At 70.7% G+C, this 22,133-nt stretch carries 20 protein-coding genes, 2 tRNA genes and 1 pseudogene; 9 read left to right on the forward strand and 14 right to left on the reverse strand.

The genetic code is table 11. From position 1 onward, the window contains the following. Complete coding sequence (locus ACZ4TR_RS45690; protein ID WP_465294956.1) at window positions 1–870, reverse strand: hypothetical protein; 870 nt, start codon at window positions 868–870, stop codon at window positions 1–3. Between ACZ4TR_RS45690 and ACZ4TR_RS45695 the strand changes: the two are divergent. Further along, a pseudogene (locus ACZ4TR_RS45695) lies at window positions 784–1,284 on the forward strand (site-specific integrase); the annotation flags it as partial. The gene ACZ4TR_RS45690 and the pseudogene ACZ4TR_RS45695 overlap by 87 nt on opposite strands. A gap of 248 nt (window positions 1,285–1,532) precedes the next feature. Here ACZ4TR_RS45695 and ACZ4TR_RS45700 read toward each other — a convergent pair. Next, window positions 1,533–1,605: transfer RNA gene (locus ACZ4TR_RS45700), tRNA-Lys, on the reverse strand. Window positions 1,606–1,771: 166 nt separating this feature from the next. Here ACZ4TR_RS45700 and ACZ4TR_RS45705 point away from each other — a divergent pair. Next, on the forward strand, window positions 1,772–2,956 hold the full coding sequence (locus ACZ4TR_RS45705; protein ID WP_465294958.1) for a L,D-transpeptidase: 1,185 nt from the start codon (window positions 1,772–1,774) through the stop codon (window positions 2,954–2,956). Here the strand turns inward: ACZ4TR_RS45705 and ACZ4TR_RS45710 are convergent. After that, on the reverse strand, window positions 2,953–3,291 hold the full coding sequence (locus ACZ4TR_RS45710) for a winged helix-turn-helix transcriptional regulator (protein WP_465294960.1): 339 nt from the start codon (window positions 3,289–3,291) through the stop codon (window positions 2,953–2,955). The genes ACZ4TR_RS45705 and ACZ4TR_RS45710 overlap by 4 nt on opposite strands. 119 nt (window positions 3,292–3,410) lie before the next feature. On the opposite strand from ACZ4TR_RS45710, the gene ACZ4TR_RS45715 reads away from it, so the two are divergent. After that, window positions 3,411–4,103, forward strand: a complete 693-nt coding sequence (locus ACZ4TR_RS45715; RefSeq protein ID WP_465294962.1) for an alpha/beta fold hydrolase — start codon at window positions 3,411–3,413, stop codon at window positions 4,101–4,103. On the opposite strand, the gene proP is transcribed toward ACZ4TR_RS45715, so the two are convergent. The 3 genes from proP to orn all read right to left on the reverse strand — a co-directional run bounded on the left by proP (window position 4,100) and on the right by orn (window position 6,471). Beyond that, the gene (proP, locus tag ACZ4TR_RS45720; protein ID WP_465294964.1) at window positions 4,100–5,512 is read right to left on the reverse strand and encodes a glycine betaine/L-proline transporter ProP; all 1,413 of its coding nucleotides are present in this window, start codon (window positions 5,510–5,512) and stop codon (window positions 4,100–4,102) included. The genes ACZ4TR_RS45715 and proP overlap by 4 nt on opposite strands. Window positions 5,513–5,710: 198 nt before the next feature. Further along, window positions 5,711–5,786, reverse strand: a tRNA-His gene (locus ACZ4TR_RS45725). A 76-nt stretch (window positions 5,787–5,862) separates the two neighbouring features. Next, window positions 5,863–6,471: an oligoribonuclease gene (orn, locus tag ACZ4TR_RS45730; protein ID WP_465294966.1), complete on the reverse strand. Its 609-nt coding sequence runs from the start codon at window positions 6,469–6,471 to the stop codon at window positions 5,863–5,865. A gap of 103 nt (window positions 6,472–6,574) precedes the next feature. Here orn and ACZ4TR_RS45735 point away from each other — a divergent pair, with 103 nt between their 5' ends. Together ACZ4TR_RS45735 and ACZ4TR_RS45740 are read left to right on the forward strand one after the other, a co-directional pair. Further along, the gene (locus ACZ4TR_RS45735) at window positions 6,575–8,107 is read left to right on the forward strand and encodes a helicase HerA-like domain-containing protein (RefSeq protein WP_465294968.1); all 1,533 of its coding nucleotides are present in this window, start codon (window positions 6,575–6,577) and stop codon (window positions 8,105–8,107) included. 71 nt (window positions 8,108–8,178) lie between these two features. Then, on the forward strand, window positions 8,179–8,556 hold the full coding sequence (locus ACZ4TR_RS45740) for a DUF3224 domain-containing protein (protein WP_465294970.1): 378 nt from the start codon (window positions 8,179–8,181) through the stop codon (window positions 8,554–8,556). A gap of 112 nt (window positions 8,557–8,668) precedes the next feature. Here the strand turns inward: ACZ4TR_RS45740 and ACZ4TR_RS45745 are convergent, their stop codons facing one another. The 3 genes from ACZ4TR_RS45745 to ACZ4TR_RS45755 form a co-directional block, all read right to left on the reverse strand. Continuing rightward, on the reverse strand, window positions 8,669–9,694 hold the full coding sequence (locus ACZ4TR_RS45745; RefSeq protein ID WP_465294972.1) for a S1C family serine protease: 1,026 nt from the start codon (window positions 9,692–9,694) through the stop codon (window positions 8,669–8,671). A 98-nt stretch (window positions 9,695–9,792) separates the two neighbouring features. Further along, the gene (locus tag ACZ4TR_RS45750; RefSeq protein WP_465294974.1) at window positions 9,793–11,115 is read right to left on the reverse strand and encodes a M20 family metallopeptidase; all 1,323 of its coding nucleotides are present in this window, start codon (window positions 11,113–11,115) and stop codon (window positions 9,793–9,795) included. A gap of 40 nt (window positions 11,116–11,155) precedes the next feature. Continuing rightward, window positions 11,156–11,908: a class I SAM-dependent methyltransferase gene (locus tag ACZ4TR_RS45755; protein WP_465294976.1), complete on the reverse strand. Its 753-nt coding sequence runs from the start codon at window positions 11,906–11,908 to the stop codon at window positions 11,156–11,158. Between the two features lie 142 nt (window positions 11,909–12,050). On the opposite strand from ACZ4TR_RS45755, the gene ACZ4TR_RS45760 reads away from it, so the two are divergent. The 3 genes from ACZ4TR_RS45760 (at window position 12,051) to ACZ4TR_RS45770 (ending at window position 15,396) form a co-directional block, all read left to right on the forward strand. Then, complete coding sequence (locus tag ACZ4TR_RS45760; RefSeq protein ID WP_465294978.1) at window positions 12,051–12,953, forward strand: DNA-3-methyladenine glycosylase family protein; 903 nt, start codon at window positions 12,051–12,053, stop codon at window positions 12,951–12,953. Between the two features lie 393 nt (window positions 12,954–13,346). Further along, a complete protein-coding gene (locus ACZ4TR_RS45765; protein ID WP_465294979.1) occupies window positions 13,347–14,108 on the forward strand; it encodes a M50 family metallopeptidase in 762 nt (253 codons plus the stop codon). A gap of 55 nt (window positions 14,109–14,163) precedes the next feature. Continuing rightward, complete coding sequence (locus ACZ4TR_RS45770; RefSeq protein WP_364512188.1) at window positions 14,164–15,396, forward strand: aldehyde dehydrogenase family protein; 1,233 nt, start codon at window positions 14,164–14,166, stop codon at window positions 15,394–15,396. Here the strand turns inward: ACZ4TR_RS45770 and ACZ4TR_RS45775 are convergent. Next, window positions 15,363–15,671, reverse strand: coding sequence for a hypothetical protein (locus ACZ4TR_RS45775; protein ID WP_465294981.1), 309 nt, complete (start codon window positions 15,669–15,671; stop codon window positions 15,363–15,365). The genes ACZ4TR_RS45770 and ACZ4TR_RS45775 overlap by 34 nt on opposite strands. A 56-nt stretch (window positions 15,672–15,727) precedes the next feature. On the opposite strand from ACZ4TR_RS45775, the gene ACZ4TR_RS45780 reads away from it, so the two are divergent. After that, window positions 15,728–16,822, forward strand: a complete 1,095-nt coding sequence (locus tag ACZ4TR_RS45780) for a dihydrofolate reductase family protein (protein ID WP_465294982.1) — start codon at window positions 15,728–15,730, stop codon at window positions 16,820–16,822. 35 nt (window positions 16,823–16,857) lie between these two features. Here the strand turns inward: ACZ4TR_RS45780 and ACZ4TR_RS45785 are convergent, their stop codons facing one another. The 4 genes from ACZ4TR_RS45785 to ACZ4TR_RS45800 all read right to left on the reverse strand — a co-directional run bounded on the left by ACZ4TR_RS45785 (window position 16,858) and on the right by ACZ4TR_RS45800 (window position 22,094). Continuing rightward, window positions 16,858–18,069, reverse strand: a complete 1,212-nt coding sequence (locus tag ACZ4TR_RS45785) for a chitinase (protein WP_465294984.1) — start codon at window positions 18,067–18,069, stop codon at window positions 16,858–16,860. Between the two features lie 406 nt (window positions 18,070–18,475). Continuing rightward, a complete protein-coding gene (locus tag ACZ4TR_RS45790; RefSeq protein WP_364512177.1) occupies window positions 18,476–19,558 on the reverse strand; it encodes a sensor histidine kinase in 1,083 nt (360 codons plus the stop codon). Continuing rightward, the gene (locus ACZ4TR_RS45795) at window positions 19,555–20,211 is read right to left on the reverse strand and encodes a response regulator transcription factor (protein ID WP_364512174.1); all 657 of its coding nucleotides are present in this window, start codon (window positions 20,209–20,211) and stop codon (window positions 19,555–19,557) included. Before ACZ4TR_RS45795 ends, ACZ4TR_RS45790 begins: the two co-directional genes overlap by 4 nt. A 35-nt stretch (window positions 20,212–20,246) precedes the next feature. Next, on the reverse strand, window positions 20,247–22,094 hold the full coding sequence (locus ACZ4TR_RS45800) for an ArnT family glycosyltransferase (protein ID WP_465294986.1): 1,848 nt from the start codon (window positions 22,092–22,094) through the stop codon (window positions 20,247–20,249). Between the last annotated feature and the right edge of the window lie 39 nt (window positions 22,095–22,133).

The following is a 22,133-nucleotide window of genomic DNA, read 5'->3' on the forward strand; positions in this document are numbered from 1 at the left end:
TCATGCCGGGACGGGAACAAGAAGTCGCTCGGTGCCGCGTGTCCGAGGCTGGCGAACAAGCGGCATGGGCAGTGGTACTTCCGGATCGAGCTGCCGGAGGACGCGCAGGGCAACCGCCGGCCCCGACGCCGCGGCGGCTACGAGAGCGCGACCGAGGCCGAGAAGGGCCTGCAGCGGGTCCGAGACCTGCTCGGGATCGCCGAAGAGGGCGACACCGAGACGTCGCGGAAGATCGGGGACTTGCTGGCGGGACTGATCTCGCAGAAGGAGCCGCTGCCCGAGACCGAGACCGTGCGTCGTCTCGTCCGGGCGGGGTCGGCGGTGCTGGAACAGCCGTTGATGGGTGTGGTGTTCGATGAGTTCCTGGCGCGGAAGAAGCGGAACGTCAGCCGGAATATGTACCGCTCCTACGAGTCGCACGTCCGGCTGTACCTGCGTCCGCACCTGGCCAAGGTCCGGCGTGACCGGCTGCGCGTGGGGCACTTGGATGCGATGTTCGAGGCGATCGTGGAGCGCAACGAGCAGATCGCCGAGTACCGGGCCAGCGGCGACCCGCACAAGATCGAGGCGGTGAAGTGGCAGCGTCCGGTCGGGCCGACGTCGCTGCACCGGATCAAGGAGACGCTGCGGGCGATCCTGCGCCCGGCGGTAGATCAGGGTTTGCTGACGCACAACGTGGCGAAGCTGGTCGAGTTGCCGTCGGCGGTGCGGCCGAAGCCGAAGCTGTGGACTCCGGAACGGATCGCGAAGTGGCGACGGACCGGCGAGGTGCCGTACCCGGTGATGGTGTGGACCGGGGATCTGACCGGGGCGTTCCTGGACTTCGTGGTGAACCACCGGCTGTACGCGCTGTTCCACCTGGTCGCCCATACCGGTCTGCGGCGGGGCGAGGCATGTGGCCAGCGCCGTTCGGACACCTACCTGGATGCGGCGTCGCTGGAGGTGGCGAACCAGATCGTGCAGTACGGGTGGGAGACCGGTCAGAGCAAGCCCAAGACCCCGTCGTCGGAGGGCATCGTCGCTCTGGACCCGAACACCGTGCTGGTGCTGCGCGCTCACCTGGCCCGTGAGGACGAGGCCAAGGCGCGGCTCGGCGACGACTGGGTGGAGCACGACTTGCTCTTCACCGAACCGGACGGCAGTCCGCTGCACCCGGCCGATGTCGCTGACGAGTTCGCGAGGTTGATCAAGCTGGCCGGCTTACCCCCGATCACCCTGCACGGCCTCCGCCACGGTGCCGCGACGCTGGCGCTGGGGGCTGGTGTGGACATGAAGGTGATCCAGCACATGCTCCGGCATTCGTCGATCAAGGTGACGATGGACCTCTACACGAACGTTGCCGAGGAGGTCGCCGCCGACGCAGCCCGGAAGCTGGCTGGGGCGATCCCGCGGAAGGCGTTGCACCCGGCTTGCGCTCTCGGGCTCCCCTCGGGCTCGCAGGAGACCACAAAGGACAGTGAGGAAGTGGACGAAGTGATTCCGGATAACACAAAACCCCAGGTTGAAGAGATCTTCAACCTGGGGAGTGGGTGTGCGCCATCAGGGACTCGAACCCCGAACCCGCTGGTTAAGAGCCAGCTGCTCTGCCAATTGAGCTAATGGCGCCGGTGTCTGCCGAAGGTTTCCCTCGGCGACGTGGAAAACATTAGCACCCGGTTCCGGGGCCCGTTTCAGGGGGGTCCCGTTAGCGAGTTGCGGTGTTGCCGCCCCGGTGTCGGGGCTGGTCGGGCACACTGTAGTCGGACATCGACGGCTAAACAGGCAGGTGGGCATGACGAGTGCGGGGGTGCGGCTGCTCGTGGCCGCTGGAGTGATCGGCCTCACGGTCGCCGGCTGTAGCAGTAACCCTTCGAGTGAACCGCCGAAGGAGACGGTGTCCTCGAGCGCTCCCAAGCCCGTGGCGAAGCCCGCCGTGCTCACGCTGAGCCCTGCGAAGGATGCCAAGGACGTCGCGCCCGGTGAGCCCGTCAGTGTCGTCGTCGCCGACGGGAAGGTCGGGGACGTCAAGCTGACCGGGGCCGACGGCAAGGTCGTCGCCGGGAAGGCGCGCGCCGACGGCTCCGGGTGGGACTCCGTCGAGCCGCTCGGTTACAACAAGACCTACACGCTGACCGCCGCCGCGACCGGCTCGGACGGCAAGCCGGTCAGCGCCACGTCGAGCTTCAGCACCGTCAGGCCCGCGCGGCAGCTCGGTGTCTCCGTCAACCTCGACGAGGGCGAGACCGTCGGCGTCGGGCTGCCGCTGATCTTCACCTTCACCGGCAGCGTCGCGGACAAGGCCGCCGCCGAGAAGGCGCTCAAGGTCACCGCCGAGCCCGCCACCGAGGGTGCCTTCCGCTGGTCCGGCGACAAGCAGGTGACCTGGCGGCCGAAGGACTACTGGAAGAGCGGCACCAAGATCAAGGTCGACGCCGCCGTCTACGGCAAGGCGCTCGGCAAGGGCAGCTACGGCCGCGAGGACAAGAAGATCACCGGCACGGTCGGCGACAAGCTCGTCGCGGTCGCCGACGGTCAGACCCACCAGATGACGGTCACGATCAACGACAAGGAGGTCAAGACCATGCCGACCTCCATGGGCAAGCCCGGCCACACCACCCCGGCCGGCACCTACACCGTCATGAGCGAGCACAACGGGTACACGATGAACTCCGCCACCTACGGCGTGCCCGAGGACTCGCCCGGTGGCTACAGCACCTTCGTCCAGTACGCGGTTCGCCTCTCCTACAGCGGCATCTTCTACCACTCCGCGCCGTGGTCGGTGCGGCAGCAGGGGCACAGCAACGTCAGCCACGGCTGCCTCAACCTGTCCACCGACAACACGAAGTGGCTGATGGACACGTCGAAGAAGGGTGACGTCGTCACGGTCCAGAACAGCGGTGGCCCGAAGCTCGAGCCGGCCGATGGCTGGAGCGTCTGGCAGCTGTCCTGGGACGAGTGGCGGACCGCCGCGAACTAGCGGTCGTCGTACTCCTCGCGCGCCGCCGCGATGAGCGGCAGGTGCGTGATGCTCCACTCGATCAGCGGCGCGGTGGCTTCGCGCAGGGTCCGGCCCATGGTGGTCAGCTCGTAGCTGACGTGCGGCGGCATGACGGCGTGGACCGTGCGCGTCACGATCCCGTCGCGCTCGAGGTCGCGCAGGGTCACGGTCAGCATGCGCTGGCTGATCCCGTCGATGCTCCGTTTGAGCTCGGTGAAGCGCCGCGGCCCGTCCTTGAGCATCCGCACGACCAGCAGCGCCCACTTGTCCCCGACGATGCCGAGGACTTCGCGGGCCTGGCAGGGGTCCTGCACGGTTACCTCCTGAGAACCGGGGCACCATTTAGTGCCGTATTGCCCGGTGCGCGTCGAGTGGATCACGATGGTTCCGGTTACCGAATGGTACCGAGGAACCGAAGAGAACCGAGGCGTGCATGTCAACATTCCTGCTGGTCCACGGCGCTTGGCACAGCGGACACTGCTGGGATCGGGTGGTCCCGCGCCTGGAATCCGCCGGACACCGGGTGCTCGCGCCGTCCCTGACCGGCTACGGCGACCAAGCTCACCTGCTGAGCCCGGAAGTCGGGCTCGGCACCCACGTCGACGACGTCGTCCGCCTGCTCGAGGACGAACGCGAGGTCGTGCTCGTCGGGCACAGCTACGCGGGGATGGTCATCTCGGGCGTCGCCAACGCCGTCCCGGAACGGATTGCCCGCCTGGTGTTCCTGGACGCGATGGTGCCCGAAGACGGCGAAACCGCAGCCGACGTCATGCCCATCACCAAGCAGCTCATCGACGCCGCGGTGGACGGCTGGCGGGTACCGCCGCTGCCGGAGATGCCGCCGATGGGCCTGTTCGGGGTCACCGATCCCGACGACGTCGCCTGGCTGCGCTCGATGCTCTCCGACCAGCCGGTGCGCTGCCTCACGGAGCCGGTCCGGCTGGACAACCCGGCGGCGAAGGCGATCCCGCGCACGCACATCCACTGCGTGGGCGGACAACGTCCGGCGGGCATCACCCGGCGGCCGGTCCCGGCGGGCGAGCCGGTCCGCGAGCTGCCGACCGGGCACGACTGCATGATCACCATGCCCGCCGAGCTGACCGGGCTCCTGCTGGAGACGGTCTAGCCCTTCGCCGAATCGCGGACGAGCTCCCGTGCTTCGGCTTCGGTCGCCACGGCGGGACCGGAGCCCCAGAGCGGCTTGTTCGCCGTCTCGCGGCTGAAGTAGACCGCGACGGCACCGACCGCGCCGGCGGCCATCATGTACCAGGCCGGCCAGAAGTCGTGGCCGGTGGCCGAAATCAGCGCCTGCATGACCAGCGGCGTCGTCCCGCCGAAGAGCGACACGGAGATGTTGAACGCGATGGACAGCGCGCCGTAGCGGATCGCGGTCGGGAACAGCGCCGGCAGCGCCGCGGGCATCGAGACCTCGAAGCAGAGCAGCAGCAGGCCGAGGCCCATGAGCCCGAGGAACGTCAGGATCAGGCCGCCGTCGTGCACCAGCAGCATCAGCGGCCAGGAAAGCACGACGAAGCCGACGCAGCCTGCCATCATCACGGGCTTGCGGCCGACGTGGTCGGTGATCCGCCCGCCGACCAGGATGATCAGCATCATCACGACCATGACGACGATGATCAGCAGCAGGCCGTGGGTGGCGTCGAGGTGCAGCTGCTCGGACAGGTACGTCGGCATGTACGACAGGAGCATGTAGTCGGTGACGTTGAACACGAGCACCAGGCCGACGCAGATGAGCAGCGCGGGCCAGTAGTCGGTGAACATCTTCCAGAACGGCTCGCCGGAGCGGCCGCGCTTCTCCGCCTCTTCGGCGTGCTTCTGGAACGCGGGCGTCTCCTCGAGCTTGAGCCGCAGGTAGAGGCCGATGATGCCGAGCGGCCCGGCGACCAGGAACGGGATCCGCCAGCCCCAGTCGAGCAGCGTCTCGTGCGGGACCCAGGCCTTCATCCCGGTGACGACGGACGCGCCGAGCACATACCCGGACAGAGTGCCGAACTCGAGCCAGGAACCCATGAAGCCACGGCGTTTGTCGGGGGAGTACTCGGCGATGAACGTCGTCGCGCCGCCGTACTCGCCGCCGGTGGAGAACCCCTGCACCATCCGCGCGAGGACGAGCAGGATGGGCGACCAGACGCCGATGGACGAGTAGGACGGGATCAGCCCGATGCACAGGGTCCCGATGGCCATCATGATCATGGTGACGGCGAGGACCTTCTGCCGCCCGATCCGGTCGCCGAGCGGCCCGAAGACGAGCCCGCCGAGCGGCCGCATGAGGAAGGCGGCGGTGAAGGCCCCGAAGGTCCCGATCAGCCGGACTCCAGGGGAGACCGTGGGCGGGAAGAAGACTTCGGCGATGGTGTCGGCGATGTAGGCGTAGACGCCGAAGTCGAACCACTCCATGGCGTTGCCGAGGGCGGCGGCGCCCACCGCCCGCTTGAGAAGCGAGCGGTCGACGACGGTGATGTCCTCGTACCGCAGCTTCTTCTTCCGCCTGATCTTCGGTCCTGAACGTGCCACCATCCCACGGTGCACCGGCGATCGGACGTTCGCACGCTGAGCCATCCGGTCGTGAGGGTTGCCACGAACAGCGCAACGAAACCACGCGGGACGGGGGGTTTCGGGGGCGAGCCCCCGGCGGGAGTGTGGGGGTTCGGCCCCACAAAAGGCGAAACCCCGACCATGGGGAGGGCCCGCGAGGGCCCGACCACGTCGGGGTGTTGGGGTGAGCGACGGGTTTCGAACCCGCGACCTCCTGGACCACAACCAGGTGCTCTACCAGCTGAGCTACGCCCACCATCAGCGAGGGAACCGCGTGCGATCACCTCGATGGCAGTAATCGTAGCGGGTGCCCTCAACCGGATTTCAGGGGGTTACCTCTGCAACCGTTCCTGCACTTCAGCGGCCGCCGCCTTGGCTTCGTCGCTGGTCGGGCCGGGCTGCGGGACGAAGGCGACGCGCCGGTAGTAGTCGAGCTCGCCGATGGATTCCTTGATGTCCGCCAGTGCCCGGTGCGCGAGGCCCTTCTCCGGCTTGGCGTAGTAGATCCGCGGGTACCAGCGGCGGACGAGTTCCTTGACGGAGGAGACGTCGACCAGGCGGTAGTGGAGGTGGGCGTCGAGCGCCGGCATGTCGCGCGCGATGAAGCCGCGGTCGGTGGCGATCGAGTTGCCGGCGAGCGGCGCGGTGCCGGCTTCCGGGACGTGCTCGCGGATGTACTCGAGGACGCGGCGTTCGGCTTCTTCGAGGGTGACGCTGGAGGCGCGGACCTCTTCGGTGAGGCCGGAGTGGGCGTGCATCTCGCGGACGACGTCGGGCATCCCGGCGAGTTTTTCCTCGTCGGCGTGGATGACGATGTCGACTCCTTCGCCGAGCACGTTCAGCTCCGCGTCGGTGACGAGGGCGGCGATTTCGATCAACGCTTCCTTGCCGAGGTCGAGCCCCGTCATTTCGCAGTCGATCCAGACTAGGCGGTCGGTCACCCGGTGACCCTAACCCGACACGGGGATGGGAAGGGCGTTACCTGCGCGTACGGCGCGTTACGCTCCGAGATGTGGTGCAGGCCACACGATCGGGGAGGTGCGAGTGACCGGGCAAGAGTCGCCGGCGAGCGAGATCGCCGCTGGTTATGCGAGTGAGGGGGCCGCGCTGGAGCTGGGCGCGGTGGTGATCGACGGGAAGGCGGACGCCGCGGCCGCGGTGCGCCTGCCGCTGGCGACGCTGAACCGGCACGGCCTGGTGGCGGGCGCGACCGGGACGGGCAAGACGAAGACGCTGCAGCTCGTCACGGAGCAGCTGTCGGCCGCCGGGGTGCCGGTGGTGCTCGCGGACGTGAAGGGCGACCTGTCCGGGCTGGCCGCGGCCGGCGAGGCGAACGACAAGGTCGCGAAGCGCTCTCAGGAGCTGGGCGACGACTGGGCCGGCACGGCGTTCCCCGTGCAGTTCCTGTCGCTGGGCGGCGACGGGAAGGGCTCGCCGATCCGGGCGACGATCACGAGCTTCGGGCCGGTGCTCCTGTCGAAGGTGCTCGGGCTCAACGAGACGCAGGAGTCGACGCTCGGGCTGATCTTCCACTGGGCGGACCAGCGCGGCCTCGCGTTGCTGGACACGAAGGACCTCCGGTCGGTGATCACGCACCTCACCGGCGACGAGGGCAAGGAAGACCTCAAGGGCATCGGCGGGGTGTCGGCGGCGACGGCCGGGGTGATCCTGCGCGCGTTGTCCAACCTGGAGGCTCAGGGCGGTGAGAACTTCTTCGGCGAGCCGGAGCTGGACGTTCACGACCTGATGCGGCAGAACGACGGCAAGGGCGTCGTCACGCTGCTGGAGCTGGACAACCTCCAGGCGAAACCGGCGCTGTTCTCGACGTTCCTGATGTGGCTGCTGGCCGAGCTGTTCGAGGAGCTGCCGGAGGAAGGCGATCTCGACCAGCCGAAACTCGTCTTCTTCTTCGACGAGGCGCACCTGCTGTTCAACGACGCGCCGAAGGCGTTCCTGGAGCGCATCGAGCAGACCGTGAAGCTCATCCGGTCGAAGGGTGTCGGCGTGTTCTTCTGCACGCAGCTGCCCACGGACATCCCGAACAACGTCCTCTCGCAGCTGGGCGCGCGGATCCAGCACGCGCTGCGGGCGTTCACGCCGGACGACCAGGCGGCGCTGGCCAAGACGGTCAAGACCTACCCGAAGACGAAGTTCTACGAGCTCGACACGGCGTTGACGTCGCTGGGCATCGGCGAGGCGATCGTCACGGTGCTGTCGGAGCGGGGTGCGCCGACGCCGGTGGCGTGGACGCGGCTGCGGGCGCCGCGCTCGAAGATGGGCTCGATCGGTCCCGAAGCCGTCGCCGCCGCGGTCGCTTCGTCGGACCTGCACGCGAAGTACGCCGAGACGATCGACCGGGAGTCCGCGTACGAGAAGCTGGCCGCGAAGATCCCGCCGGCTCCCGCTCCGGACGCTCCGCCCGCCGAGGCCCCTCCGGCTCCCGAGAAGGAGAAGGACGAGCCGGGGTTCCTCGAGTCGGCGATGAAGAACCCGGCCGTGAAGTCGTTCATGCGGTCCGCCGCGAGCGCGCTGGGCCGGGAGATCACGCGCGGGCTGTTCGGCAACCGGAAGCGGTGAGGAATACCTGACGCGAACTGTCAGGTATGGCTGCCAAGCTCGGCTCACCTTCGAGACAGGGGAAAACAGCCATGACCAGCACTGCCACCGCGTCGTTCGTGCTCGATGAGTGGGCGCCGCAGGCGACCAACGAGGCCGCGGGGACCGAGTTCGCCCGGGTGGCGATCGCCAAGACGTTCACCGGAGCGGTCGAAGGGACCAGCACCGTCGAGATGCTGACGGCGTCCAACGCGACTTCGCGCGCGTACGTTGCCTTCGAGCGTCTCGCCGTCTCGGTCGACGGCCGCAAGGGCGCCTTCGTCCTGCACCACTCGGCCGACGAGTCCGGCCTGACGCTCAAGATCCTCACCGGCTCGGGCTCGGGCGAGCTGACCGGGATCTCCGGCACGGCGAACATCGAGATGGACGCCGAGCAGAACCACACCCTCACGCTCACCTACGAGCTGTAAACAACGCGAAGGCCGTTTCGAGAGCCCCCGATTGACTCTCGAAACGGCCTTCGCCGTCCCGCTCCCCGAAAGCGGGTGGAACGGACCGCCCCGACCACGGCCCGTCCGCGTCCTAGCTGTTCACGATCTGGTCGACGATCTTCTTGGCGTCGTTGATCGGGATGGCGAAGCCGATCCCGACGCTGCCGGCCGAGCCGTTGGCCGAGGCCGTCGGGCTGTAGAGCGCCGAGTTGATGCCGATGACGTTGCCCTGGGCGTCGACCAGCGCGCCGCCGGAGTTGCCCTGGTTGATGGCGGCGTCCGTCTGGATCGCGGTGTAGCTGGGCGAGTCCTCGGTCTGGTTCGAAGTCCGGTTGAACGGCGACTGCTGCTGCTCCTGGCCCTGCCCGATGTCGGACAGGTTCCGGTTGAGCGCGCTGACGATGCCGGTGGTGACGGTGTTCTGCAACCCGCCGGGCGACCCGATCGCGATGACTTCCTGCCCGACGACCAGCTTGCTCGAGTCGCCCAGCGTCGCCGCCGTCAAGCCGCTGGCGTTCTGCGCCTGGACCACCGCGATGTCGGCCTTGGTGTCCGCGCCGACCACGCTGGCCTGGTACTTCTTGCCGTCGGACGTGGTGATCACGACGCTCTGGGCGCCGTCGACGACGTGCGCGTTGGTCAAGATCCGGCCGTCCGAGGTGAGGATGACGCCGGAGCCGATGGCCTCGCCCTGCCCGGTGGTGACGTTGATCTGCACCACGCTCGGCGTCACCTTCGCCGCGACGCCGCTGACGTCGCCGGAGGCCGGGTTCGACACCGTCTGCCCCGTGGCCGCCGGCGTGCTCACCGACGTCGTCGTACCGTCCGCCGAGTTCGTGGTGAGCCCGACGATCGCGGCGCCGCCGACACCGCCGACCAGCGCGGCGCCGAGAGCCGTCGCGCTGACGATCATCGCTACGCGGCCGCCTCTGCGCGGCTTGGCCTTCAGCGCCGTGGGCATCTGCGGCGGCGGTTGCGGCGTGAACAGAGGGTTCGGCGCGGCCTGGTGCTGGTAGCCGTACTGCTGCTGCGCGTACGGCCCGTACTGCTGGGTGCTCTGGTGCGGCTGGTGCCCACCGGGTGAGGCGGGGCCGGGCCGACTCTCGTTCTCGGTCATGACTCAAGATTCGCGCCCGTGCTTGTGAACAGCCTGTGGAAATACCTCAGGCTTTGCTGAGAAGAATCAGCTGAGAAAACTCCGGCGATCCTCAGGCGTCACGCGAAGAACGACGGTACGTCCAGTGCGCCTCCCGCCGCCTCGAACTCGTCGTGGACCGCCTTCCGCAGCTCGGCGTCCCCCAGGTAGTCGGCGGCGGTGAGGGCCAGGCCCAGCGCGCCGTCCCGGACTCCGGCGTCGCCCGTCTCGGACCCGGCCGCGGCCGCGAACTCCTTGGTGTGCAACGCGACCGTCGGACCCGAGACGGCGAGCATCGGGTGCAGCGCGGGCATCCGGTACGACAGGTTGCCCAGGTCCGTCGATCCCGTGAGCGACTCCGGGACGATGCCCGGCGGCAGCGGTGTGCGGCCGGTGCCGAGCTGGTTGGCCGTCCACCGCCCGGCGAGCGCGGTGTTGAACCGGATCGGCAGGTAGGCGGCCTGGGCGTCCCAGGTCAGCTCGACGCCGCAGCCGGTCATCGCCGCCGCGCCCTCCGCGATGGACGTCATGCGGGCGGCGAGGTCGCGCAGGGTTTCGGGGTTCTGGGAGCGCAGGTAGAACAGCAGCGCGGCCCGGGCCGGGATGACGTTCGGCCGGGCGCCGCCGTCGGTGAAGACGCCGTGGACGCGGTCGCTCTGCGGGAGCTGCTGGCGCAGCGCCGAGACGCCCTGGTAGGCCGCGACGGCGGCGTCGAGCGCGTTGCGGCCCATGAAGGGCTGGGCCGAGGCGTGCGCGCCGACGCCGTGGAAGACCATCTCCAGCTGACGGCGGCCGAGGAACGGGTGCAGCGCGATGTCGTGGCTGAACGGGTGCAGCATGATCACTGCGTCGACGTCGTCGAACACCCCGGCGCGGGCGAGGATCTCCTTGCCGCCACCGCCTTCCTCGGCCGGCGTGCCGATCAGGCTGACGCGGCCGCCGAGCCGCTCGGCCACGGTCGCGGCGCCGAGGAAGCCGCCCGCGGCGGTCGTGCAGATGACGTTGTGGCCGCACGCGTGGCCGAGGCCGGGAAGGGCGTCGTACTCGGCGAGCACGGCGATGTGCGGGCCGTCTCGTTCAGGCGTGCTGACGCGCAGCGCGGTGTCGAGCCCGCCGACGCCGACGGTCGCTTCGTGGCCGTGGCGCTTCAGGAGGCCGGCCAGTGCTCGCACCGAACGGTGCTCGGCGAACCCCTCTTCGGGGTGAGCGTGGAGATCTTGGCTCAACGCCACCAGATCGGGTGAACTGCGTTCGACCACGGCGGTCACTTCGGCCCGCGTCGCCTCGTCCGCGCCGGTGTGCGGCGAGGACAGCGGTTCGGCGGCCGCGACGGCGTCGGCGGTGGCCTCGACCAGGGAACGCAGGTAGCTGTCGTCGGGCGGGACGGGCTCGTGGTGGGTCATGGGGGCGATGCTAACCGCAGGCTCCGACAATCCGCGGCGCTCAGGTCAGCCGGCCCGCCACGATCTGCGTGACCCCGGCGTACCGCTCGGTGATCCCGGCGAAGCCGCGGGCGCGCAGGCCCGCCGCGATCTCGCCGCGGTCGAACATCCGCTGCCCGCTCAGGATCCCGCCGACGGACTCCGCCACCCGCGCGGGTTGCCAGCCACGCCGGGCACTCGTCAGCAGCACGATCCGGCCGCCGGGTTTCAGGACGCGCGCGAAGGAGTCCAACGCCGTTTCGGGTTCGGCGAACATGTGGAGGGCGGCGAAGCAGCAGAGTCCGTCCACTGTGGACTCTTTTAGTGGGAGGCGCACGGCGTCGGCGCGCAGGTAGGCGACGGACGCCGGGCCGGCCTCGGCGACGGCTTCGGTGAGCATCGTCCGCGCGCCGTCGAGGCCGATGGCGAGCCCGGCCGGGCCGACGGCCGTGCCGAACGCGCGCGTGAACCGGCCGGTGCCGCAGGCGACGTCGAGCGCGGTGTCTCCGGGGCGCAGGTCCAGGAGCTTCGTCGCGAGCTCGATTTCGCCCCTCATGCTGGGGCCGAAGGGGCCTTTGAGCGCGCGGCCGAGGGCGGGACGCCAGTACCGCTCGTAGATCCGCGGGAGGAGGGTGGTGCGCATCAGGCGCTGGGTGAGGCCGGTCGGCGGGCCGGCCTGGCTGACGACGCCCAGCAGGTCGAGGTAGCCGTCCTCGATCTTCGCGGGCGTGTCCAGGAGGTCTTCCAGACGTTCGGTGGCGGTCTCGGTCGGCATTGCGCTCCTCTCGGATACCGACAGTATGTCAAAGCTGGGGAACTCGAACGAGTGAAGAAGCCGCGGGCTCAGGCGTTCGAGGCCGAAATTGTCGGTGCTCCTGCCTAGCGTCGCAGGCGAGGTTCCGATCCGAGGAGGACTGATGACGGTTTCCCTGCTGGACAACGAGATCACGGTGCGCGGCGAGTTCGACCTGGCCGCGGCGGCCCGGTTCCTGACCGGTTTCGCGCCGGCCGGCCGGCCGGACGCCGAGCCCGGCGCGCTTCAGGTGGCGTTCCCGCTCGAGGGCGAGTGGACACCGGTGGGGGCGGTGCTGCGGCAGAGATCGCCCGCCGAGGTCGTGGTGGAGGTGCACGGGTCGCCCGCGCGGCCGGACGCGGTGATGACCCAGGCGGGGCGTATGTGTTCGCTGGACGTCGACGGCACCGGGTTCGCCGACGTCGGCGGCCGCGACCCGGTGGTGTCCCTGGTGCAGGGCATGCATCCGGGGTTGCGGCCGGTCCTGTTCGCGTCCCCGTACGAGGCGGCGTGCTGGGCGGTGCTGAGCCACCGGATCTGGATGACGCAGGCGGTCCGGCTGCGCCGCCGGCTGGCCGAGCGCCACGGCACGGAGGTCGACGTCGGCGGCAGCGTGCTGACGTCGTTCCCGGCGCCCGCGGTGCTGGCGAAGCTGGAGTACCTGCCGGGCTTGTCGGGGCCGAAGATGCAGCGCCTGCGTGGAATCGCCGAGGCCGCGGCGGACGGCCTGCTCGACGCGGCGACGTTGCGGGCGATGCCGGCCGACGAGGCGCTGAAACAGCTGCAGCTCCTGCCGGGGATCGGCCGCTTCAGCGCGGAGCTGATCCTGATCCGCGGTGCCGGCCACCCGGACGTGTTCCCCCGCGCGGAGACCCGCCTCCACGAGATCATGCGCGACGCGTACCACCTGCCGGACGCGGGAGTGGACGAGCTGACGGAGATCGCCGAGGCGTGGGCGCCGTTCCGGAGCTGGGTGTCGTTCCTGTTCCGGGTGGAAGGGGAGGCGCGGATGAGGGAGTCCCGATGACCTGACCCGGCGGCCCGGCCAAGCCCCGGTCATGAGTTCCGGCCTCGATCACGCGAGTTCCGGCTCCAAGCACGGGCCACGGCCTCGATCACGCGAGTTCCGGCTTCAAGCATGCGAGCCTCGGCTTCGGTCACGCGAGTCTCGGCTTCGGCTACGCGAATCATGGTTTCAGTCACGTGAGCCCGGCCGACCTCGCCGGAAGCCATTGCCCTCCGTCGGCGCGGCCGCCGGACCTGCCCAGGAGCCGGGCCGGACGTTCACCGCGAGCCCGCGTTCGCCCTCCCACCTCCACCACGACGAAAGGAGATCGCATCGATCCGATACCGGAGCCGCCGAAAGCTCCAGCGGCGGGGACTCACCGTAGCCAGATATCGCCTGTGGTGAGGTGTCCGGGTGAGCTCGCCCGTTCAACTCGCCCTCGGCAGTCAGGCCGGTGCCGCCCTTCGTGCGGCCGCCACCACGCCGTCGTTGCTCGATGAGGCCCAGGCCCCGGCGGTGATCACCCTGGTCGCCGGTGGGGTGGCTTTGCTGGTCGTGCTCGTCGGCGGCAGCCCGTGGCGGCTGGCGCGCAACGGCGTCACCATCGTGCACGAGGCCGGGCACGCCCTGGCCGCCGTGCTGGTCGGGCGGCGGCTGCAGGGCATCAAGCTGCACTCGGACACCTCGGGCGTCACCGTCTCGCGCGGCAAGCCCGAAGGGCCGGGCATGGCCTTCACCGCGATGGCCGGGTACCTGGCGCCGTCGGTGCTCGGGCTGCTGTTCGCCAGCCTGCTGGGCGCCGACCTGGCCGGCACGGTCCTCGTCCTGATCGCGCTGCTGCTGCTCGGCGTGCTGGTGATGGTCCGCAACGCCTACGGGGTGTTCACCGTCGTCGCCAGCGCCGTCGTGCTGGCACTGGTCGCGTTCGTCGCGCCGGTCGAGGTGCAGGCTCCGTTCAGCTACCTCGTGACGTGGTTCCTGCTGTTCGGGGGCGTGCGGCCGGTGGTCGAGCTGCAGGTCAAGCGGCGGCGGGGCCGCGCCCGCGACTCCGACGCCGACCAGCTGGGCCGGCTCACCGCGGTGCCGCCGGTGCTGTGGGTGCTGGTCTTCGCCGTGGCGACGGTCAGCTGCCTGATCGCCGGTGGGCTGTACCTGCTGGAGCCCGTCGCCGCCTAGACACGCCCATGCGGCAAACTGGTCTCTCGCTGGTCCGCGCGGAGGGAGACGAACGATGGACGAGGTCGCCAAGGCCGTGGAGGAGTGCGCACGGGCGGCGAAGCTGGCCGCGCCGTCGCTCGCCGCCGCTTCCGCCGAGGCCGTCGACGCCGCGCTGACCGGGATGGCCGAAAGGCTGCTCGCGCACCGCGACGAGATCCTGGAGGCGAACCAGGCCGACGTCGAGCGCGCCAAGGGCGAGGGGATGAGCGCCGGTCTGCTCGACCGGCTCACCATCACCCCCGAGCGGCTGACCGGCATGGCCGAGCAGCTGCGGCTGCTCGCCGGCGCTCCGCACCAGGAGCGTTCGGTCGACGTGTCCACCCTGGACGGCGGCCTGAAGCTGGTCGAGCGGCGACGCCCGGTCGGCGTGATCGGCGCGAACTACGAGGCGCGGCCGAACGTGACCGTCGACGTGGCGTCGCAGCTGGTCAAGTCGCGCAACGGCGGCGTGCTGCGCACCGGCTCGGCCGCGCTCGGCTCGGCGCAGCGGCTGCGCGAGGTCGTCATCGCCCCGGCGCTGACCGAGGCCGGCATCGACGCCGACTGCGTGCAGCTCGTGCCGCGGGTGGAGCGCGAGGCGGCGTCCGCGCTGGTGCGGCTGCCGAACCTGGTGCCGCTCGTGATCCTGCGCGGCAGCGGCGACAGCACCCGGGCGCTGGCCACCGAGGCGGCCGTCCACGGCGTGCGCACGCTGGCCCACGCCGACGGCGGCGGCGTCCTGTACGTCGACCGCGGGGCGGACGTCACCAAGGCGCGTGACCTCGTCTACGCGAGCCTCGACCGGCTGGGCGTCTGCAACCGGCTGAACCTGCTGCTCATCCACGAGGGCATCCACGACGACGTCTGGCCGGGCATCTCCGAGGCGCTGGCCGAGCGGGGCGTCACGCCTTCGCTGGCGCCGCACGAGCACGCCATCGGCTACGAGTGGGCGCTGGACTCCGACCGCGAGGCGACCGTCACGGTGGCCAAGGTCGGCGCGCTCGCCGACGCGGTGGAGATCGCCAACGAACAGACGTCGGGCCTGGCGGCGGGCATCGCCACCGACGACGCGGCGGCCGCCGACGCCTTCTTCGACGGCTACACCGGCACCGGCGTCTTCTGGAACGCCCCGACCCGCCTCCTCGACGGCTTCAAGCTGCTCGCGGTCCCGGAAACCGGCATCAACCTGGACAAGGTCCCGGGCCCGCGCGGCCCGGTGACGTACACGGACCTCTACGTCCGCCAGTACGCCGTCTTGCCCGCCTGACCGGTCTGGTGGTGGGCGCGGAGCCCGCGGGCCGGTTCGATGCCGGACAGGGTGCGCAGGTCGTCGACCGTGTGCGCCGCGTTGACCACGAGTCCGGTGCGGTCGTCCTGGTCGAGCACGTGGCGGTAGACGGCGCTCGGGCCGTCGCCGATCGCGATGGCCGCGACCAGCCGGCCCTCCGGGTCGCGCGTGAGCCCGGTCGTCACCGGGACGTCGCGCCCGAGGGTGTCGACCAGGGTGAGCGTCCGTTCCTTGTACCAGCCTCGCGTGGTCATGCACTCGTAGACGTCGCAATCGCCGGGTGCGTTACGGGGCGGGCATACTGGTCCGGGTGATCACCCGGCCGCACGTCCTGCTGTCCGCCGCGCAGTCGCTCGACGGCTTCCTCGACGACACCTCGCCCGAGCGGCTCGTACTGTCCACTGAGGACGACTTCGCGGTCGTGGACCGGTTGCGAGCCGAGGCCGACGCGATCCTCGTCGGGGCCGGAACCGTCCGGGCCGACAACCCGCGGCTGCTCGTGCGCTCGCCGGAGCTGCGGCGGAGGCGGCTGGAGCAGGGGAAGCCCGAGCAACCCGTCAAGGTCACCGTGACCACCCGCGGCCTCGACCCGGACGCGCAGTTCTTCACCGTCGGGGACACCGAAAAGATCGTCTACGCACCGCCCGGGGCCGCCGACGCGCTGAAACACGTCGCGACCGTCGTCGATGCCGGAAATCCCTCCGACTTCTCGCGCATCCTCGACGACCTCGGGGCGCGCGGCATCGGCAACCTGCTGGTCGAAGGGGGTGGCAGGATCCACACCCGGTTCCTCACCGAAGGTCTCGCCGACGAGCTGCGGCTCGCGATCGCGCCGTTCTTCGTCGGGCAGCCGGGCGCGCCGCGGTTCGTCGGGCCCGGGCTCTACCCGCGCCCGCTGATCCTGGCCGGCGTCGAAGAGCTCCAAGGGATGGCGATCCTCCGGTACCGGGCCGCGGCCGAGCCGACCGGCCGGGACGTCCGGCGCCTGCGGGAAGCCATCGCGCTCGCCGCCGAGTGCCCGCCGAGCCACACCTTCCGGGTCGGGGCCGTCATCACCGACGCCGGCGGCGAGGTCGTCGCCACCGGGCATTCCGGCGAGGGCGACCCCCTGAACCACGCCGAGGAAGCGGCACTCGCCAAGTGCGCCGGCGACCCGCGCCTGGCCGGGGCGACGATGTACAGCTCGCTGGAGCCGTGCAGCAACCGCAGCTCCCACCCGCGCAGCTGCACCGAGCTGATCCTCGGCGCGGGGATCCCGCGGGTCGTCTTCGCGTGGCGCGAGCCGCCCGTCTTCGTCGACGCCCGGGGCACCGAGCTGCTGCGGGAAGCCGGGCGGCACGTCGTCGAGGTGCCCGCGCTGACCCCGGAGGTCCAGCGCGAGAACACCCACCTCGACTGGAAGTAGCCCGTGCGGGCCGGAACCCGCACGGGCCGGACGGCTCAGCAGGCGCCGTTGTCGGTCCAGACGCCCCACTCGCCGGTGGTGCCGGGCTCCTCGCCCTGCGTCCACCACTTCGCCGTGAACTTGTGGCTGTTGTGCGAGACGACGTCGTCCTTCACGTAGACCTTCGCCTTGTCCCACGCCGCCGCGGTGCAGGAGCCGCCGCCCGGGGTGGTCGGGGTCGTGGTGGTCGGCGGGGTCGGCGTCGTCTGGGGCGGGGTCGCGCCGGCGAACCGGACGCTGAACTTCGTGAAGTCCCAGTCGTTCTGCGGGACGTTGCTGCAGACGCCGTTGTCCGTCGTGCCGACGCACGCGCGGTCGCGGTTGACCGACCAGAACGTGAAGCGGCCGAGGCCGTGGCTGGTCGCGTAGTCGTAGACCGTCTGGAAGTCGGCGGTGTAGAACATCTCGGCCGCGTCCGACTTGCCGTTCATGCCGGAGAAGCCTTCGTGCGAGTACGCGGTCGCGCTGTCCCAGCCCATGTGCGACATGAGCAGGCCGTGCAGCGCTTCCAGCGCGGACACCTGCGACGAGCCGCCGTTGAAACCGCCGTCGAAGGGCATGATCGAGAAGTTGTTGGGCGTGAAGCCGATCGACTTCGCCTGGTCGAGCAGCTGCGTGCCGAACCAGCCGGTGCCGGCCGCGGTGCCCGGCATGGTCACCGACACGAACAGGCCGGGGTTATTGGCTTGCAACGTCTTCGCCGCGCCGAGCTCGTTGGCGATGGCCGCGGTGTTCTCGTATTCGGGCTCTTCGAGGTCGAAGTCGATCGCCTTGAGCGAGTACTTGGTGATGACCTGCTGGTACGCGGCGGCGGTCGCGGCCACGGTGCCGCAGGTCTGGCCGAGCTTCGTGCCGCCGTAGCCGCCGACGGACACCGAAACGTCGCCGCCGTTGCCCCGGATCCGGGAGATCACGTTCGCGACGGTGGTGTCGGAGGAGACCGCGTTGGTGCCGTCCCAGGTCGGGCTGCAGCCGCCGCCGTTGGGCGCCAGGATGAACGCGAGCTGGAAGGCCTTGAGCCCGGTCGCGTTCATCACGGTGATCGGATCGGGGGGATTGTTGCTCACGGGCATCAGATACGGCGCGGCGGCGTACCAGCTGGTGCTCAGCGCCGCTGTCGCGGAGGGCGCGCCGATCACGAGGCTCACCGCGGTACCGATGAAGGTGGCGACGGCGAGCCCGATGGCGGCCAGTCTGCTTCTGCGCATGATCCGTCCTCCCGGTGGGGTTCGAGGGTGGACAAACTATTGGACTAGACCATTGACGAAGTCAAGACGCGAAGGTCGGGTAGGGGCGTCCGGCGGGCGAAAAGCGGCCGAATATCCGATATTTTCCCGGGAATGGTGCCGCCCGGGTGAGGCCGCAACGGACCGAAACGGCGAAGTGAGCGGGAGAGTAAGGCGGCGCCCGGATTCCCGCGCGCCGGATCGTGGTTCGGTGGCAGGACGGGCAACCGGCAGCGGAGGAACGGGCAAGCGGCGCGGGCCGTGCCGGAGCGGTGCAAGCCCGCGGCGCGGGCGAGTGGGCGCGGGTGTCCGGATCGCTTCGAGCCATCAGGCCCGCGGCGAGCGGCGACGCACGCCCTGCTGACCTGGCCGCGCGACTCAGCGAGCCTCAAGGCGCCGGCAGGGTCACCACCACGACCAGGCCGCCCTCCTCCCGCGCCGTCGCCGTCACCTCGCCGCCGTGGGCGTGGGCCACCGAGCGGACGATCGACAGCCCCAGTCCCGCTCCCTCGGCCGCCACCCGGGCGCGCCGGTGGAACGGGTCGAACAGCGCCGGCACCTCCTCCGGCGGGATCACCGGCCCGCTGTTGGCCACCTCCAGCTCCGCCCGGCCCGGCGACGACCGGGTCGTCACGCGCACCCAGCCGCCTGCCACGTTGTGGCGCAGCGCGTTCTCCACCAGGTTGTGCGCCAGGCGCTCCAGCATCAGCGCGTCGCCCAGCGCCGTCGCCTCGGCCAGGTCCTCCGTCACCCCCGGTGGGACCACGTGCGCCACCACCGCCGCCAGATCCACCGGGCAGCGCTCGGTCAGCGCGCTCTCGGACCGGGCCAGCAGCAGCAACCCGCTGATCAGCTTCTCGTGCCGCGCGTTGATCCGCAGCAGCTTGCCGCCGAGCTGCCGGACGTCGTCGGACGCCGTGCGGCGGTGCATCGCCACCTCGACCAGTGAGCGGTTGAGCGTCAGCGGCGTGCGCAGCTCGTGCGACGCGTTCGCGACGAACCGGCGTTGCGCGTCGAACGACCGGTCGAGCCGCTCGACCATCACGTCGAACGCGTCGGCGAGGTTCTTCACCTCGTCATCGGGGCCGCGCAACGCGATCCGCTCGTGCCCGCCCGGGTCGGCCGCCGCCGCGATGCGGCGCGCCGTGTCCGTCACCTGCCGCAACGGCGCCAGCGCGCGGCCCGCCACCAGCCAGCCCAGCCCGGCCGCCAGCACCGCCACGGCGCCGAGCGCGATCGCGCCCTGCGTCAGCAGCGACGTCGCCGCCGCTTCGCGCACCTGCCGCGCCTGCTCGTCGAGCGACTCCGGTGACGGCAGCGAAGGCAGCCCGGCCGGCGCGGTGCCCGCGATGAACGTGACCCGCCGCCCGACCTGCCGCGTGAACAACAGGTACGTGACGCCCAGCAGCGCCCCGCCCGCCAGCAGGAACAGGCCGCCGTAGAGCACGGTCAGCCGCAGCCGGAGGCTCATCGGAGCCGGTAGCCGACCCCGGTGACCGTCTCCACCGGCGGCGGGTCACCGAGCTTGCGGCGCAGCTTGAGGATCGTGAGCCGGACCGCACCCGTGAACGGGTCCGCGTGCTCGTCCCACGCCTTCTCCAGCAGGTGTTCCGCGGACACGGCGGCGCCGTCCGCGCGCAGCAGCTCGGCCAGCACGGCGAACTCCTTTTTGGACAGCGGCAGGTAGCGCCCGTCGCGGAACACCTCGTGCCGCGCCGGATCCAGCGTGATGCCGCCGCGGCGCAGGATCGGCGGCGCGGCCGGCCGGCAGCGCCGCCCCAGCGACTGGATGCGCGCGGCCAGTTCGGGGAAGGCGAACGGCTTCGTCAGGTAGTCGTCGGCGCCGAGGGACAGCCCGGCGACGCGGTCGGTGACCTCGACCGCCGCGGTGAGCATCAGCACCCGCGTCGCCGCCCCGGACGCCACCACCCGCCGGCAGACGTCGTCGCCGTGCACGACCGGCAGATCCCGGTCGAGCACGACGACGTCGTAGTCGTGGACGGCGATCCGGTCGAGCGCGGCGCCGCCGTCGTGGGCGATGTCGACCGCGTGCGACTCGTCGCGCAGCCACTCCGCGATCGCGTCCGCGAGCATCGGCTCGTCCTCCACCACCAGGACCCGCATGCCGCCATGATCGCCGCGCCGGTGTTTCCTCGCCGTTAGCGGCACCGGTAGAGCGTGTCCGCGCCGCCGATGCGGACCGGCCCGTCGCCCCGTCCGAGGCCGGGCCGGCCGCCGTACGCGCCTGGGTCGACGACCGTGCAGTGCCGCTCGATCCAGCGTTGGCGTTCGCCCTGGACCGGACTCCGCGGCGGCCCGGGCGGGGTGCCCGCGCCGCTCAGCACGAACCGCAGCTTGGCCTCGGCGAGCCAGCGGTCGAGCTGCGCGACCGACGGCGCGTTGTCGCGGCCGCCGAAGCCGCCCATCCCGATCACGGTCGCGTCGGACTCGATGAGGAACGGCGCGACCGTGCCCGCTTCGGCGTTCACCGCCAGGGTGATTTCGGTGCCGTTCCGGTGGGCGTAGTCGAGGATGCGTCGTTGCTCGTCCGACAGCGTGGCGGTGCCGTCTCCGCCGGAGAGCATCAGCCGGGGCTGCGGCCCGCCGGATGACGGCGGCGGCGCACCGGGACCGTTGGAAGGTCCGGCGGCGGGCAGCGTCCCGGCCGACGTGCTCTGCGCGGCGGCGACCGACCACACCGCCGGCGTCAGCAACAGTGGCACCAGGCCGGCGACGAAGGCACGTCGCCGAGGCGCCACCACCAGCCAGGCGACCGCGACCAGCGCCGTGCCGAGCACCGCCCACCGCGTCCAGCCGTGGAACGCCGTGTCCCGCGAGGTGAGGACGAACGCCCAGGCCGCGCTGCCCGCGATGGCCAGGGGGAGCAGGGTCCGCCGGTGGTTGCGCCACAGCAGCGCGAGCCCGACGGCCGAAATCGCGGCGATCGCGGGGGCCATCGCCGTCGTGTAGTACGGGTGCCAGATGCCGCCGGCGAAGCTGAAGACCACGGTCGTCACCAGCAGCCAGCCGCCCCAGAGCAGCCAGCCGGCGTCGCGCCACCGGCGTCCGAGGACGACCAGGACAAGCAGGGACAGTGGCAGCAGCCACGAGATCTGCCCGCCGACCAGGTCGTTGAACATCCGGCCCGGCCCCGGGTCGCCGCCGAACGAGCTCATGGTCTGCTGCCCGTTGCGCATGATCATCATGCCGCCGCCCTCGCCGTCGCCGGAGAGGCGGCCGAAGCCGTTGTAGCCGAAGACGAGGTCCCACGCGGAGCCGTCGGCGCTGCCGCCCACGTACGGCTTGGCGCCGGGCCACCAGTCGTGGAGCGCGATCCACCAGAACGACGAGACGACCAGGACGACGCCGGCGCCGAGGACGTCCAGCAGCCGGCGCTTGAGCGGCCCGGTCGTGCCGGCGAGGTAGGCGACGACCAGGGCGGGCACGATGATCCAGGCCTGCAGCATCTTCGTCAGGAAACCGCAGCCGACGAAGAAAGCGCACCACCACAGCCATTTCCGGCCGTCTTCGAGCGCGCGGGTGAGCGCGTACGCGGCGGCGACCAGGCACAGGACGAGCAGCGTGTCGGGGTTGTTCCCGCGGTCCATGATCACGGTGACCGGCGTCAGCGCCAGGATCGCCGCGGCCAGGAGGGCGACGTTCTCGCCGGCCCACAACCGGACGGTGCGGTGGAGCAGGAAGACCGCCGCGACGCCCTCGAGGACCTGCGGCAGCAGCAAAGCCCAGCCGTGGAAGCCGAAGATCCACACGGAGAGCGCCTGCGGCCACAGGGCCATCGGCGGTTTGTCGACCGTGACGACGCCATAGGGGTCGAAGGAGCCGAAGAGGAAGTTCGTGAAGCTGCTCGTCATCGACTTCGCGGCGGCCGAATAGTAGGTGTTGCCGAGCTGGCCGTCGCCGATCTTCCAGGCGTAGAGCACGGCGGCGCCGAGGCAGATGAGCGGAAGCGCCCAGGAGCGGGTCTTCGGAGGGGCGGCGGTGATCATGCCCGCCACCCAACTCCGGCCCGCGTTTCCCGGGCGTTT

It is taken from the genome of Amycolatopsis sp. NPDC028719, assembly GCF_055565395.1.

Excerpts from the sequence above, each read along its gene's own strand:
- ACZ4TR_RS45690 (WP_465294956.1), bottom strand. The coding sequence starts at position 870 with ATGGGCGACCAGGTGGAACAGCGCGTACAGCCGGTGGTTCACCACGAA.
- ACZ4TR_RS45705 (WP_465294958.1), top strand. The coding sequence starts at position 1,772 with ATGACGAGTGCGGGGGTGCGGCTGCTCGTGGCCGCTGGAGTGATCGGC.
- ACZ4TR_RS45715 (WP_465294962.1), top strand. The coding sequence starts at position 3,411 with ATGTCAACATTCCTGCTGGTCCACGGCGCTTGGCACAGCGGACACTGC.
- proP (WP_465294964.1), bottom strand. The coding sequence starts at position 5,512 with ATGGTGGCACGTTCAGGACCGAAGATCAGGCGGAAGAAGAAGCTGCGG.
- ACZ4TR_RS45740 (WP_465294970.1), top strand. The coding sequence starts at position 8,179 with ATGACCAGCACTGCCACCGCGTCGTTCGTGCTCGATGAGTGGGCGCCG.
- ACZ4TR_RS45745 (WP_465294972.1), bottom strand. The coding sequence starts at position 9,694 with ATGACCGAGAACGAGAGTCGGCCCGGCCCCGCCTCACCCGGTGGGCAC.
- ACZ4TR_RS45750 (WP_465294974.1), bottom strand. The coding sequence starts at position 11,115 with ATGACCCACCACGAGCCCGTCCCGCCCGACGACAGCTACCTGCGTTCC.
- ACZ4TR_RS45755 (WP_465294976.1), bottom strand. The coding sequence starts at position 11,908 with ATGCCGACCGAGACCGCCACCGAACGTCTGGAAGACCTCCTGGACACG.
- ACZ4TR_RS45760 (WP_465294978.1), top strand. The coding sequence starts at position 12,051 with ATGACGGTTTCCCTGCTGGACAACGAGATCACGGTGCGCGGCGAGTTC.
- ACZ4TR_RS45770 (WP_364512188.1), top strand. The coding sequence starts at position 14,164 with ATGGACGAGGTCGCCAAGGCCGTGGAGGAGTGCGCACGGGCGGCGAAG.
- ACZ4TR_RS45775 (WP_465294981.1), bottom strand. The coding sequence starts at position 15,671 with ATGACCACGCGAGGCTGGTACAAGGAACGGACGCTCACCCTGGTCGAC.
- ACZ4TR_RS45785 (WP_465294984.1), bottom strand. The coding sequence starts at position 18,069 with ATGCGCAGAAGCAGACTGGCCGCCATCGGGCTCGCCGTCGCCACCTTC.
- ACZ4TR_RS45790 (WP_364512177.1), bottom strand. The coding sequence starts at position 19,558 with ATGAGCCTCCGGCTGCGGCTGACCGTGCTCTACGGCGGCCTGTTCCTG.
- ACZ4TR_RS45795 (WP_364512174.1), bottom strand. The coding sequence starts at position 20,211 with ATGCGGGTCCTGGTGGTGGAGGACGAGCCGATGCTCGCGGACGCGATC.
- ACZ4TR_RS45800 (WP_465294986.1), bottom strand. The coding sequence starts at position 22,094 with ATGATCACCGCCGCCCCTCCGAAGACCCGCTCCTGGGCGCTTCCGCTC.